At 60.7% G+C, this 14201-nt stretch carries 9 protein-coding genes; 2 read left to right on the forward strand and 7 right to left on the reverse strand.

The annotated features are described in order from the left end of the window. Positions 1–509: 509 nt before the first annotated feature. From ICA15_RS09965 to ICA15_RS09990, 6 genes are all read right to left on the reverse strand, one after another. Positions 510–2936, reverse strand: coding sequence for a TonB-dependent siderophore receptor (locus ICA15_RS09965; RefSeq protein WP_210553143.1), 2427 nt, complete (start codon positions 2934–2936; stop codon positions 510–512). Positions 2937–3034: 98 nt separating this feature from the next. Continuing rightward, a complete protein-coding gene (locus ICA15_RS09970) occupies positions 3035–4018 on the reverse strand; it encodes a FecR family protein (protein WP_210553144.1) in 984 nt (327 codons plus the stop codon). Positions 4019–4055: 37 nt separating this feature from the next. Then, complete coding sequence (locus tag ICA15_RS09975; protein WP_047300659.1) at positions 4056–4547, reverse strand: sigma-70 family RNA polymerase sigma factor; 492 nt, start codon at positions 4545–4547, stop codon at positions 4056–4058. Between the two features lie 185 nt (positions 4548–4732). After that, positions 4733–9202, reverse strand: coding sequence for a hemagglutinin repeat-containing protein (locus ICA15_RS09980; RefSeq protein WP_210553145.1), 4470 nt, complete (start codon positions 9200–9202; stop codon positions 4733–4735). A 107-nt stretch (positions 9203–9309) separates the two neighbouring features. Beyond that, positions 9310–11037, reverse strand: coding sequence for a ShlB/FhaC/HecB family hemolysin secretion/activation protein (locus ICA15_RS09985; protein WP_210553146.1), 1728 nt, complete (start codon positions 11035–11037; stop codon positions 9310–9312). 108 nt (positions 11038–11145) lie between these two features. Further along, on the reverse strand, positions 11146–12279 hold the full coding sequence (locus ICA15_RS09990) for a multidrug effflux MFS transporter (protein WP_210553147.1): 1134 nt from the start codon (positions 12277–12279) through the stop codon (positions 11146–11148). 98 nt (positions 12280–12377) lie between these two features. Here ICA15_RS09990 and ICA15_RS09995 point away from each other — a divergent pair, with 98 nt between their 5' ends. Further along, positions 12378–13142: an AraC family transcriptional regulator gene (locus tag ICA15_RS09995; RefSeq protein WP_210553148.1), complete on the forward strand. Its 765-nt coding sequence runs from the start codon at positions 12378–12380 to the stop codon at positions 13140–13142. A gap of 46 nt (positions 13143–13188) precedes the next feature. On the opposite strand, the gene ICA15_RS10000 is transcribed toward ICA15_RS09995, so the two are convergent. Then, on the reverse strand, positions 13189–13629 hold the full coding sequence (locus ICA15_RS10000; RefSeq protein WP_150617604.1) for a carboxymuconolactone decarboxylase family protein: 441 nt from the start codon (positions 13627–13629) through the stop codon (positions 13189–13191). Between the two features lie 178 nt (positions 13630–13807). On the opposite strand from ICA15_RS10000, the gene ICA15_RS10005 reads away from it, so the two are divergent. Further along, positions 13808–14095, forward strand: coding sequence for a hypothetical protein (locus ICA15_RS10005; protein ID WP_150617603.1), 288 nt, complete (start codon positions 13808–13810; stop codon positions 14093–14095). Positions 14096–14201 lie beyond the last annotated feature (106 nt).

A 14201-nucleotide genomic window follows, 5' to 3' on the forward strand; every position in this document is an offset into this window, starting at 1 on the left:
AGGTGAGTTGATTACATCTGCCTGAGATTGGTCGGCTGTCAGGCCGCCTTCGCGAGCAGGCTCGCTCCCATAATGGGATCGAGTACACCCGCCAGAGCCTGGTCGGCTGGCTGGCCGCTATCGCTGGCAAGACAGCTCCCACAATTTTGATTTGCGAACACCCCATGCGGCGAAGTCCGCCCCACTCAACACAATGAGCGTTAGCTCGAGTGCAGCTCTTGATCTCAGAGCCCGTCGGCAGGCTGAGTGGAGGGATTGATCCGGGGGTGGGAGCGCAGCGACCGTTTGGCGCAGCCAAACACATCGAGAGGAGGTGCAGCGCAGCAAACCGGAGGCGATGCCCCCGGATCAATTCCGCAGCGAAGGAACCCGAGCCACAGCGAGGGCCGAACGTCAGGGCGCAGACCTTTTGGTTACTTTTGGGGCGTTTGCCAAAAGTGACCCGCCGTAAGGGCGGAACCCTACTCAGCCATCACCCCAAAAACGGATCCGCCCCCCCAAAAACAGCCTCAAAACCCCAAACTAGCCTGCACAAAAAACGTCCGCGGCGCCCCCACATACATCCCCGAATTGTTATCACTGGAACGCGTGAAATACTGCTTGTCAAAGACGTTCTTCACCCCGGCGCCCAGCTTCAGATTCGACACCTGCGGCCCGAAGTCATAACCACCGCGCACGTTCCAGGTCACATAACCCGGAATATCACCGTACTGCCCATCCGCCGTGCCGTCAGTGATGTAGTTACCGTTAAAACTACCATCGGCATTCACACCAGTACCCGGCGAACGCTGTTTCGACTGGGCAAAACCGTCGAGATTGTAGGTCCAGCGATTAACCTCATAGCGCAAACCAACGGTCGCCACCTGACGCGAATAGAACGGCAGATCACGCCCCTTGAACCCCGGAATCTCACCTTCATAGGTCGCACGGGTATACGTAAAACCGGCATTCGCGGTCAGACCATCAAGGCGCGGGTCCAATGCCGCCATGTCGTAGTGCACCGACGCTTCAATGCCCTGATGCTTGGTCGCACCGAGGTTGGTCCAGCCCACGTCGTTGCTGATGTATTGCAGTTCGTCGTCGAAGTCGATGTAGAACAGCGTCACCTCCCCGCCCCACACGTCATCGTTGTAACGCGTACCGATCTCGTAGGTCTTGGCCTTTTCCGGTTGCAGACCGTTGGCGGTGCTATCGCCCGAGCCGCCCTGCCCCAGCTGGAAATATTGCAGGCTGCCGAACGAGGTTTCGTAGTTGGCAAACAGCTTCCACGCATCCGACAGGTGATACATCACGCTCAGTGCCGGCAGCGGTTCATTGCTTTCGATGCTGCGGTTTTTCTCTGGCACCGGTCTGCCGGCCGTGTCGAGCACGGCGCGATCGTGCCAATCCGTGCTGATGTGTTCGAAGCGAATGCCCGGCGTGATGGTCCAGTTGCCGACGTCGATTTTGTTGTCGATGTAAACCGAGTTGGCCTCGGTGCCGCCGGTACGATCCTGGAACACGTGGCCGTCGGAAGTCGGCGTGACGACAGGCTGGTTGTTGACCAGCGCCAGTCGGCTCGACTGCTCGTGCATCGCCTCTTTCAGATAGCGATAACCGACGCTGACTTCCTGGGTGGTCGGGCCGACGTCGAACACGCGCGACACACGCGGCTCGATGCCCAAGGTGTAGTAAGAGCGCGGATACGAACTGAGGGTTTTCTGGTCGCGAGCGGCGATGGTGCTGCCACGGAAACTGTCGGTGTAGTAGGTCAGCACTTCAGCCTGGGTGCGCTCGTCGATCTGGCGAATCCACTTGAACGACACGTCCTTGCGCCGACCGCTGAAGCTGTCGTAATCACGCACTGAATCGTAAGGATTGTCGTCGTACTGCTTCTGCGTAAGGCCGCCGGGCATGTCGGCGCTGGCGTCGTAGTAATGGAAATTGAGACTGAAATCGTCCTGATCGGTCGGCGCCCAGTGCGTCTTCAGGATCACGTCGTCAATGTCGTTGCCGTTGTTGCGCTCGCGGTAGCCGTGGCCGTTGACGCCCGAGTACAACAGCGCAACGCCCATGCCGTTGTCGGCGGTACCGCCGAGGAACGCCGTGTCGATGTGCTTCCAGCCACCGTACTGAGTGGTTTCCAGCGTGGTGCCGATCTCGCCAGTGGTTTTTTCCGGGATCGCGCGGGTGACGAAGTTGATTACGCCGCCGACGTTTTGCGGCCCGTAACGCACTGAACCGGCGCCACGCACCACGTCGATGCTGTCGAGGTTGCCCGAGGAGATCGGCGCCATCGACAGTTGTGGTTGACCGTACGGCGCGAACGCTGCCGGTATGCCGTCGATCAGCACGGTGGAGCGTGGCGACAGACGCGACGTCAGACCGCGCACGCCGACGTTCAGAGCAATGTCGCTGCCGCCGGTGCCGTTGGAGTCTTGCACCTGCACGCCGGGCACGCGTTTGAGCACGTCGCTGACGTTCATTGCGCCCTGCTCGACCATCGCTTCGCGGCGAATCACCGTGCGCGCGCCGGGGTGGTTTTGCACCACGGCCGCATTCGCGTCGCCGAGCCAGTCGCCGACCACTTTAATATCGGTCACGCCCAGTTCCAGCGGGCCGCCAGGGGCAGCGGAAGTCGCGGCGGGCGACAGCGTCACCGAGCCTTCGTTGATCTGATAATCCAGACCGCTGCCCTGCAGCAATTGGCGCAGCGCCTGTTCTGGCGAGAGATCACCGTCGACTGCCGGGGCTTGTTTGCCGGCGACCAGGTCCGGACTGAAAAACACTTGCAGCGAGGTTTGCTGGCCCAGTTCACTCAAGGCCTGACCCAGCGGCTGCGCGCGAATATGAATAGCTTCAGCAGCGAAAGCCAAAGGCACGGCAGCGTTGACCGCCAGCGCGAGGGCCAGCGGCAACCAAGGGGATTTTTTGTTATTGGCAATGGTGGTTTTCACGTCGAACGTAGTCCTGTGGATCGCAAGAGTGTGCGGCTGTTAATGCAAACCAGTTGCAGTTGAACAGGAAGACGATGAACTCGAAAAAAACCTGAATTTTATTTTGAAATTATTTCCTGACTGCCATCCGCGAGGGTGCGAATGGCCACCGGCAGAATGTTCGGCAAGGCCTTGAGCAAGGCGTCGGTGTTGTCGGATTTGAACACGCTGGTGAGGCGTAGATTGGCCACGCCGGGGTTGCTGACGGTCAGCGGCTTCTCGCGATAACGCGACACTTCGGCGGCCACTTCGCTGAGGCGGGCGTTGTTGAACACCAGCTTGCCGCCACGCCACGCCGTCAGCTCCGCCGGGTTGACGGCGTAGGCTGCCGCCACTTTGCCTTGCGCATCGACATGGGTGCCGAGGCCGGCGGTCAGGCTGATAAATTCGTTGTCCGGCGCATCGTGTCCCTGCACTTTCACTGTGCCCTGCTCCACCGCCACCCGTGTCTGCGTCACATCGCGGCGCACATCGAAGCGCGTACCGGTGACCGTGACCTTGCCGCTGCCGGCCTCGACTACGAACGGTCGCGAGGCGTCGTGCTCGACGCTGAACATCGCCTCGCCTTCACTCAACTCGATGAGCCGGCGATCCTTTTCATAATGCACCTGCAAGCGACTGCGGCTGTTGAGGTCGATCACCGAGCCGTCCGGCAATGCCACATGCTTGCGCTCACCGAGCACGGTAGAAAACTCGGCGCTGTAGCTTCCGGGGTGATTGAGGCCGCTGAACAGTCCCAATCCAAGCGCCACCGCCAGCACACTGGCTGCCACCGCATAACGCAGCAGCGGACGTCGCTCACGGCGCGCCGGTGGGGTTTCAGCGAGGGCTTTGAGGCGTGGCGCCGGCAGCAGGTCAGCCGCCGTCCACAGCCCTTGCAGCAGTTGGAATTCATCGCGGTGTTGCGGATGTTGATTCAGCCAGGCGTCGAAGCACTGCTGCTCGTCGGCACTCACGGCCGGCTCCTGCAAACGCACAAACCAGCGAGCCGCGTCATCGCGCACCGTCGTTTGCCCGCACGCGCAATCACGAGTATCCATCATGGAATGTCCTGTTTGGCCGGGGATGAAAAGTTGCTGCTCATGACTGCAACCCGTCCAGTCGATCACGCAGATGCCGCAGGGTGCGGATCATATACTTTTCGACCATGTTCTTGGACAGCCCCAGGCGTTCTGCGATTTCCGCCTGAGTCAGGCCTTCGATCTTCTGCCAGACAAAAATCTTCCGGCAATTGACCGGCAGCTCCGCGAGCGCTCGTTCGATGGAGTCAGCCAACTGGATCGCATGCATGTAATGCTCCGGGTCGCCGGATGACGACGCACTGTGATCGATCGCCTCCGACTCCATGGCGCCGCGCCGATCCTCCCGCCGATAGCCATCGACCGCGATATTGCGCGCGGTCTGGTGCAAATACGCCCGGGGTTGCTGCACCTCTGCCGAATCGGACTCAAGCACCCGCACAAAGGTGTCGTGCGCCAGATCCTCGGCCTGCGCGCGATTGCGCAGGCGACGAGTCCAGGTGCCGATCAACTCTTCGTAATGCTCGAAAAAGCCGGGTCTGCGGGGACGCATGGGGGTATGGATGTTGTGCTGAGGAAAGGGGCGTGAATAGTAATGGTTACTATTAAGACCGGCAAATCATTCCGATCATAAGCAAATCCCCTGTAGGAGCTGCGGCACGCTGCGATCTTTTGATCCTGGTTTTCCAAGAGCAAAAGATCGCAGCCTGCGGCAGCTCCTACACGGGAGTATGGGGATCAGCCTTTTTCGTCGATTCCGGCCTGCAGGGTTTGGGTATCGAGATGCCCGCTCAGGGTGATCGGGCCGACTTTGAGGTTGCCGTTTTCAAGGGAAACCTTTGGAGCGTTTTCCTCTGTTTTTTGTGGCAGATCGAGGCCAGCCTTGATGCCGTAATCGTGGTTGTTCAGATCGGTGCTGCTGACCTTCGAACCACCCAGCCCCACCGTGCCTTCACTCGCCGAAATCCGAGCGCCGGTCAGTTGTGTCGCGCCGCCCACATTCAGCTTTACACCTTGACTGGCGCTGATGCCGGACGCCTGCGCGACGCTGTCCTTGTGCGCGTATTCTCCCTGCGCTTTCAGCGTCGGTTTGTAGTCGGTGCCGGCGAGTTTCTCCTTGTCGTTCGGTGGGTTCTTCTTGGCGGTCAGGCCCAGATCCACGTCAACCTTGGCGCTTGTCTTCGAGTCTTGACGGCTGTCGACTGCCAGATCACCTGCGACATTCCCGCTGACCGTCTTCGCATCGATTTGCGCACCTGCCAGATGGGCATCACCCGCGCTGTTCAATACCACGCTGTCAGCCTTGATCTGGCTGTTCTGCTGCGTGGTGCCCTGCAGGTAATCCACGCCAACCTTGGCGCCGGCATTGAAACCGTGGTCGCTGCTGGCCTTCTCTTCGGCTGCTGTCGGCTTTTTGCTGCTCAGATTACCGCCGGCATTCAGCGCGACGTTCCAGTTGTTACGGCTTTCAGTGGACTGTGCCGACTCCTGAACATAGCCGCCCTTCTGTGCATCGACGTTGATGTTTGGTGCACTGACTTGCGTGCCTTGCAGATGAACAGCGTCACCGCTCAGGGTGATCCCGCTCTGGCTGTTGAGTTGGCCACCGGTCAGTGTTTGTGAGTGCTCGTTGACCCGACCGATGTTGAAATTGCCACTGAGATTGCCGCCCTGATCGCGGCTCTTCTCGCTGCTGGTTTTGCTGCCGCCGCCCTTCAAACCGCCGCCGAGTTTGCTGCCGGTGGCAGTGTGAGTGTTGGTCGCCGCTTGCAGATCGAGTTTGCCGTCAGCATGCAGATCGATGGCGCCAGCGCTGTCGATCGTCGTGCCTTGCTGGACCTGATTGCCGCCGCTGCTCAGTTGTACCGGGCCGTTGCCGGTGATGCTTGCGACGTGGGCCTGAGTGTCAGTGGTCTGCTTGGTGCTGTGATCGAGCTGGAAACCGGCGCCGAGATCGACGTTGGTGCCGTCGGTGCCCGGCAAGGTGCCAACCGTCAGCGAGCCATTGCCGCGCAGACTGGCGTCACTGCTGTTCTGGCGATCGTTGGCCTGATTCAGCGCAAGATCGCCGTCGGTTTTGACGCTGACGCCGCCGTGCCCGCCGTCGAAACGGCTGCCTTCGAACTGCGCGTCGCCACCGACCTTGATGTCCACACCCTGGCTGCCGGCATAAGTGCCGACCACCGCCGTGGAACTGTCCTTGCTCGACTGGCTGCTGCCACCCGCGCCGCTACCGGCGACATTCACGTCTTCGCCGGTTTTGGTGTAGACCCGCACGTCAACCTTGGCATCCACCGAACTGTCGGTGCTGACGTGGGAATTGCTCGCGGCATCGGCGACCAGTCTGTCGGCGCTGATGTTCACTTTACCGGCGCTGGCGTTGTACTGCGTGCCTTGGTCGTGCAGGGTTCCAGCGACGTTCACGTCCACAGTGCCGCCGTCAAAACGACTGACCACAGCGTTGCTGCCTTGCTCGGTTTTTTCGCCGCTGCCGTGACCGACCGCGACGTCGATACCGACGTTGGGCTGGCCGAGATTGGCCAGTGCATCCTTGTCCGGCACCTTGGCGTTCAGCACATCTTTAACCGCACCAGCGATAGGCCGGGCGATGTCTTTGTACTCGACGTTGGCGCCGATGTCCGCCGACCAGTTGCTTTGGTTGTGAGTGCTGCTTTCGGTGTTGCTGGCCGCGCGGTTATCGACTTCGTTGGCCGCGATGTTCAGACCGTTGCCAGCCTTCACTTGCGCGCCTTCGGTGGCGAGCTTGTCGGCGTTGATCGTCAGGCCGCCGCTGCTCTGCACGCTGGTGGTTTGCGCAGTGGTTTTGCTGCTGGTGTCTTGCGAAGTGCTGTGGGCGAAATCAACGCCGCTACCGGCGCGGTCAAGGCCGCCGGTGTAATAGAAACCGCCGCCGGTGCTGGACGTGTCGGTGGTAGTTTTGTGGCTGTCCTGTTCGGCCAGCAACGACACGTTTTTACCGCTCAACGTCGTATCGCCAGCGGTGGATTTAACGTCCGCGCCCTTGAGAGTCACGTCACCGCCCGCCTTCACTTGTACGCTGCCGCCGCTGAGGCTCGAACTTTGCTGCGTGACGTCGTTGCGGGTCACGGTTTGTTGCTTGTCTTCGTAATGAATGCCGGCGCGATATTGCTCCGGTGTTTGCTCTTTGGCGTAGGCGTCGAAGCCACGGGTTTCAGTCGTGGTGCTGCTGTCGTGGCTGTTCTGCGTGGAATGCACGTTTACATCCCCCGCCGCGTCCGCCGTCAGCGCGCCGCCCGCCTTGACGGTCGAGCCAGCCACTTCGATGTCCTTGGCGCTTTTGAGCTTGAGGTTGCTGTCGGACACCAGTTCGCTACGCACCGTGGTGCTGTCCTTGGCGTTCTGGCGCGACTCGTCTTTGCTGATACCGAAGAACTTGCTGTCCTTGTCATGATTGTTGCTGTGCGAGGTGTCCTGCACGCCGTCGACGATCAGCGAACCCTTGTCGCTGATCACGCTCGCGTCGGTGCCGCCACGGACCTGGCTGCCGCTGATACGGACGTCGTCAGCCTTGACGATCAATTTGCCCGCCGCATTGACCTTGCTGCCCTGATGCTGGGTCTGGCCCTTGTCGGCATCACCGGTTTTGCCAAAGAAACCACCGCCAACCAGATCGCCGGAATAGCGATTGTCGTTGCTGCGACTGGTTCGTGTGGCCGTGGTGATTTCCACTTGTTTGCCGGCCAGTTGCAGGTCGCCCGAGCTGTTCAACTCGGCGCCTTCGGAACGCAACAGCGCTGCGGTTTGCAGGGCGATGTTGCCAGCCTTCAACTGGCTGGTGACACTGCGCTGCTCTTCGCTGCTGGTGTTCCAGTTGGCTTTCCACAAGTGTTTGCGGTGATTGCCCTGATCGGTGTGGGTGTGGCTTTCGGTGGCGGCGGTCAGACGCAGGTCACCGCCACTTTGCACGCTGAGATTGTTCGCCGCTTCGACTTTTGCAGCGTGCAGTTGAGTGTCTTTGCCGGAGGACAATGTCGCGTCGCGGCTGGCAATGATCTGGCTGCCGTGCTGACGCGACTCGCTGTCGGTTTGGCTACGGTCGTAGGTTTCCCACGTGATGCCGATGGTGCTGTTACTCCAGTTTTCGCGCTTTTCCTGGAGCTTGCGGCTTTCTACCGTGCTCAGGGTCAGGTTGCGCTTGGCATCGACGCTAACGTCACGGCCACTGACATCGGTGGCGGCCAATGTCAGGTCCTTGCCGCTGTGCAGACCGACATCGCCCTGGCTGCTGCGGATGCCGGCGCGCGTCACGTCAAGACTGTTCGCCACGGCATCGCCGCTGACACTGAGGTCACCGGCAGAACGAATCTGCACGCCATCGCGCCCGGCCACTTGTACAGCGCCCACTCGCACACCAGCGCCTTCAGCGGTGCTGACGATATTGATGCGTCCGGCTTGCATCGCCCCGAAGAGGCTGGCGTCGATGCGTTGATCGGTGGTGTTGCCTGCCGGGTCCACAGTCTTCACCTGGCCGCTGGCGTAATCGACCTGATTGCGGCCGACGGTGAGGTTCAATTGGTCGCGGGCCTTGAGCGCGCCCTGGCTGTCGATACGCGGGGCGATCAGGTTGATCGAGCCCTCGCCGTTACGCAGGCCACCGCTCTGAATCTGCAACTGGCCGCTGGCGTCACGGGTGCTCAGGGCTTGCAGTTTGCCGTCGTTCAACTCCGGGCGACCGACCACCAGGTTGGCGTTCGGCGTGTTGATGAAACTGCCGCCATTCACCGAAATGCCGTTGGGGTTGGCCAGCACATAATCGGCGGCGCGACCGAAGATTTCTTGTGCGCCGTTGATGGCCGACGGGTTGCGGCTGATCACTTCGTTCAGGATCACGCTCGCCGCTTGCCCTTGCAATTGCGGGTTGGCTGCCAGTTGCCCAGCGAGTTGCGACTGTCCGGCCTGCAAGGCGTTGTTCAACACCAGACCCTGGCGGTCGACGTTGTAGTCGAGGAACTGGTTGTGCGACAGGCCCGAACCGTTGGGCGCGACGATATTGACGATGGGCACACCGCCCTGAGTCTGCAATTGCGCCGTGCCGCCCGGTCCGGGAGCGACGACTACACCACCGGCCAAAGCGCTCGGCAGGTGCACGGCGAAGAACAGGCTGGCGATCGCCCAGCGCAATTTGCCCCGTGGGGAAAGATGAAATGCAAAGGTATGTGCTGGCATAAAAACGTCTCCATGTAAGTACGGCATCACGTCGCGCGTTTTGGTGTTGGCCGTGGCTGTCGCGCTCAGATCCGACGGCTGTTTGTTCACTGCATTGTTCGTATCAGTCATATCTGCACCCCGACCCGCATCAGCCAGGTTTCGGGTTCATGTCGCAGACCGTTTGGGGTGTTGAGGGCGCGCTGGTAATCGACGTCCACTTGCAGGTTCTTCCAGCCCAGATTCAGGCCGACACTGGCGCCGCTCAGGCGTTGACCCTGGGCGCCGTGATCGGCCTTGATCCAGCCGTGGTCGAGGCCGACACGCGGGGTGATCTGCACCGGCCATTCGCTGCGCAGCGGCAGGCGCAAGGTGTTGCGCAAGATCGCACCGCTGGCACCGGAGGCACTGCTGACGCGATAACCGCGCACCGCCGAATCGTCGGTACCCAGCAGTTGCTCAATGGCCGGCAGCGGATCAGGGCTGTACTGCAAATTCAGTTGGCTCTGCCATTGCCAGGCTTGCGTGCCGAACTGGCCATTGCGCCATTGACTGAGGCCGGCGCGATATTTGCGAAACTGTGCTTTCGGCAGGTTGTTGATCGCCTGTCGGGAATCGTCATCGGCACCAAACCAGCGCAGGCCTTGTGCGTAGTTGACGTCGAGATTCCACACCGCGCGGTCGAGCCAGAACAGATTGAGCCCGGCTTCAGCCACGGTCAGGGTCGGGCTCTGGATGCCCAGGCGGACGTGTTGCAGGTAGCTGTCGACGTCCTTGTGCGCCAGTTGCAGGTTGGCGCTGAGCTGGCGGCTCTGGTCGCGCCACAACACGCGGTCGGCGCGCAGGCTGACCTGGTCAGTGATGCCGGTGCTGTGAAAGGTCGTGCTCGGCAATTTGAACGGCGCGCGATATTCGGCGTGGCTGGCGAACACGCTGTAGGTCCAGTAGCCGTAGGGGATCGCGTAATACAGGCTGGCGTTGCGGCTGTAGCGGTCGCCCTGATTCAACGTGTCACTGGCGCTGAGGCTCAACAGGTCGTTGAGTTCCAGCGGACTGTCGAGGCTCAGACTGAGGGTATCGCGGTCGCGCCCGGTGCTGGCGCTGCCGAGGTTGTCGATCCCTGCATTCAAGGCCCAGCGCGAGTGCCCGGTGGTGCGCGAGCGCAGGATGATCCGTGAGGCGCCGGGCTGGCTGCCGGGGGCGATGTCGGCGGTGAGGTCAACCGAGCGCAAGCGGTTCAACTGATCCAGCCCCTGCTCCAGATCGCGCAGGTTCAACGGCCCGCCGAGCATGCCCGGGAAAGCACCACCGAGGGAAACCGGCAGGCTTTGATCGGCCAGTTCGATGGACTCGATGTAGCCTTCGTCGATCCGGATATCCAGCGATTGCCCCGCCGCCGGTGCGCTCACCAGATAGGGACGGCTGGCGATGTAGCCCTTCTCGACGTAAATCGCGGTGATGGTCGCCAGCAGATGATTGATCTGGCCGACGCCCATGCACGGCGCGAGCAGCGGCTTGATGCGGGCATTGAGTTTGTCGCTGTCGATCAGCGTGACGCCGCCGATGCGCGTGCCGCTTAACGGCCAGCAGCGCTCATCGGGCGTAACGGTTTGGGGAATCGCCGGGGTGACCGGCGCCGGGCCGAACGCGCCGCGCTCCAGCTGACGTTTTCTCTGCTCAAGTTGCAGCTGTTGCAAGTCGCGCTGTTGCTGTTGCTGCTGGCGCAGCACTTCCTGGCCCGGCGCGACAGCTTCCGCCGCTTCAAGCGAGGAGGCACTTACGCTCAACACTACGACCGACCACAGCGGCCAACGCGTGACATGACGAGGAAAAACAGCGCGAATCGAATACGGCACGCAACTTCCTTGCGATCATTGAATGGCGTAATGCCACATCATCAATAATCGTGATAGTCGGAGCCCTCCTACACAAATGCAAGACGCTTCCTACAGCGCTTACACTTCTTAAACAATTGCTTTTGTTGCTCTTATTGTCAGCAGCAATGCCACGGCACTGCACCCTATCAGGGTTTCCCCGAGGGCCTGAGACCACCCGGCGAGCATCATGCCCGCGCCAATCAGCAGGTAATAAATCAGCCCCAATAACGCTCCGGCAGTGCCGAGACGATCCGAATAATCAACCAGCGCCATGCCGAGAATATTGGGAATGGCCATGCCGAACGCCAGCACGATCAGCAACATCGGCAGCACAAACGCGCCACTGTCCTGCAGCCACCAGACGCCAACGCCACCGAGCAAACCGGTGATGGCGGCGAGCCGGATCAACTGCATCGCGGCAAACCCTGCCTGCAATAAACGCTTGTTGGCCCATGCGCCAAAACCTGAGCCCAGCGCGAGGATCACGCCGCTGTAGCCAAACCATGTTGCGTCCAGGTTCAGGCGCTGAAAAATGAACGGGCCAAGGCTGTAATAACTGAACAGCGCCACATTGAACGCAGCAATCCATAACGCCGAGCGCCAGATGCCCAAGTCGCGCAACATGCGTGCGAGGGTTTCCCACAGATCGACATGGGGTGTTTGCTCAGGACGGGTTTCCGGCAAGGCGTAGCAACTCCAGAGCCACAGCGTCGCGGCCAGCAAAACCAGCGCGCCCAGCACCCCGCGATAACCGAATGCTTCGACCAGGCTGGCACCGCTGAACAAACCGATCGCCGGACTTGCCGCCAACGCGATGCCCACCAGGGAAAAAACCTGCGCCAGTTCTGCCCCTTTGAAACGGTCGCGCAGCAAAGTCTGCGTGACCACCGAGCCCACCGCCGCACCAAATGCTGCCACCCCCTGCGCCAGCAATAGACCGTTGAAACTGCTGACTCGCAAGGCGATAACCATGGCGACCGCGTAGATCGCCAATCCCACAAGCATGACCGGACGCCGGCCGATGCGATCACACAATCGCCCCCACACCACCACGCCCACGGCAAAGGCGAGGAAGTAAACCGACAAGGTCTGCGCTGCCGCCTCGGGACTGACCTTAAATACCCTGCCGATATCCCCCAGCGCCGGGCTGTACAGGGTCTGCGCAATCTGCGGAAACATCAGCAACGCAATCGCCAGCGGCAACAGATTTTTGTTGTTCATTGTTTATGACTCCTCAAGTAAACCGCCGAGGAGTTTAAGAACTGCTGATTGGCGTATTATCCGAATCCTGCCAATTTATCGCGCAAATCGGACAACCCATGGCTTGGATTGACGCCCACACACTCTTTGATGCGGACTGTTACTCGGCGCCGGTGATCGGCATCGCAGCAATACTGGGTGATCACGATTCCGGCCAACATCAGCACCTGCACGGGCAACTGCTCTACACCCGACAGGGCTGCACGCGTATCACCCTCGCGCAGCAATTGTGTCTGCTGCCACCGTCGCGAGCGGCGTGGATTCCGGCGGGTGTGAGCCATCGGGCACAGATGCAGCAAAGCGTTGATTACCGCTCCATTTACCTGGTCCCTGAATTGTGCTGCGAGTTGCCGCAACAGGTCTGTGTGATTGAAGTCAGCCCTCTGCTGCGCGCCGTGCTGGAGCCTATGGCTACGGCGGATTTCGACACTGATTGGCAACAAGGCAAATTCGCCCATTTACTGGGTTTGTGCCTGAGCGAAATTGTCGATGCGGCGCAACAACCGATGTTGTTGCCCTTGCCACGGGACAAGCGTTTGCTGCCACTGCTCGCAACCCCGGAACGATTGCCGCCGGAACTGCAAGTGCTGGAACGCCAAATAGGCGCCAGCAGCCGCACCATCGGCCGAATCTTCCAGCGCGAAACCGGCATGAGTTATCAGCAGTGGCGCCAGCAATGGCGGTTGATGCGCGCCATGGAGTTGCTCGCCACCGGACGCAGCCTCAGTTATTGCAGCTTCGAATTGGGCTTCGCCAGTGACAGCGCGTTCATCGCGTTCTTCAAAGCCATGACCGGCAGCACACCCGGTCAGTGGCTCAAATAAACATTTGAAGACCGGCTCACGCCTGCACGCAAATTGTGGTGTCGCCTCAGGCCTGAGGAGTTTTACGGAAGCCTACCGCCAAGCGGTTCCAGCTGTTGATGGTATTGATCGCGACGCTCAGATCGACCATTTCCTTCGGCGAAAACTGCTCGGCAACGACGTCGTAGTCTTCGTCCGGCGCGTGGGTCAGGCTCAGTTGGGTCAGCGATTCGGTCCACAGCAGCGCGGCGCGTTCACGGTCGCTGAAGAATGGCGCTTCACGCCATGCGGTCACCGCGAACAGGCGCCGCGGAGTTTCGCCACCCTTGATTGCATCGGCGGTGTGCATGTCGATACAGAAGGCACAGCCGTTGATCTGCGAGGCGCGCAGCTTGACCAGTTCGATCAGGTTTTTTTCCAGCGGCAGCTTGGAGACGGCTGTTTCCAGGGCGAGCATCGCTTTCAGGGCGTCCGGGGAAGCAGTGTAAAAATCGATACGAGGTTGCATGGTGGTTTTCCGGGGCAAGTGAATGTGTGACTACGTTAGTCCCGGTGCAGCGCTCGGCAAATAGCCAATATTCCTGAAGATCAGTAGGCCACTCCATCGACCGCTCGTCACTCGGTCGGCACCAAGCATGGGGCGCATCAGACCAATATCAGGTAAATCCCCTTTTTGGAGACGTACCATGATGACGCGCAAACTTACCTCGTTACTGCTCGCTGGCCTGCTGGCCACGGCATCGGCTGCCAGCTTCGCTGCCAACGACGGCGCCGATGCAACAGGCACCAAATCGGGCTCCACCAGCGGCTCGACCATGCCACCGGACAACACACCGGGCGCGCCATCGGGCGGTAACGGCTCCGACGGCACCGGCACCAACGGCGGCGCCAGCGGATCGGGCTCGGGCGCCGGCGGTGGCACCGGTTCGGCGGGTGGTGGTACCGGCGGTGCGGGCGGTGGCACGGGTGGCTGAACGAACAAGAGCCATCCGTGGTGAAAATCTTCCCACGTGCTCTCTAGGCATTCACACAATCTGTACTCACTGAAAATGCCTGTGGGAGCTGGATTACCAGCGATGG

The sequence above is a fragment of the Pseudomonas sp. P116 genome (genome assembly GCF_020149425.1).
GTDB classification, from domain to species: domain Bacteria; phylum Pseudomonadota; class Gammaproteobacteria; order Pseudomonadales; family Pseudomonadaceae; genus Aquipseudomonas; species Aquipseudomonas anatoliensis.

Bases quoted from the DNA above. Each gene is read 5' to 3' on its own strand.
- ICA15_RS09970 (WP_210553144.1), bottom strand. From the start codon at position 4,018: ATGATGGATACTCGTGATTGCGCGTGCGGGCAAACGACGGTGCGCGAT.
- ICA15_RS09975 (WP_047300659.1), bottom strand. From the start codon at position 4,547: ATGCGTCCCCGCAGACCCGGCTTTTTCGAGCATTACGAAGAGTTGATC.
- ICA15_RS09980 (WP_210553145.1), bottom strand. From the start codon at position 9,202: ATGCCAGCACATACCTTTGCATTTCATCTTTCCCCACGGGGCAAATTG.
- ICA15_RS09990 (WP_210553147.1), bottom strand. From the start codon at position 12,279: ATGAACAACAAAAATCTGTTGCCGCTGGCGATTGCGTTGCTGATGTTT.
- ICA15_RS09995 (WP_210553148.1), top strand. From the start codon at position 12,378: ATGGCTTGGATTGACGCCCACACACTCTTTGATGCGGACTGTTACTCG.
- ICA15_RS10000 (WP_150617604.1), bottom strand. From the start codon at position 13,629: ATGCAACCTCGTATCGATTTTTACACTGCTTCCCCGGACGCCCTGAAA.
- ICA15_RS10005 (WP_150617603.1), top strand. From the start codon at position 13,808: ATGATGACGCGCAAACTTACCTCGTTACTGCTCGCTGGCCTGCTGGCC.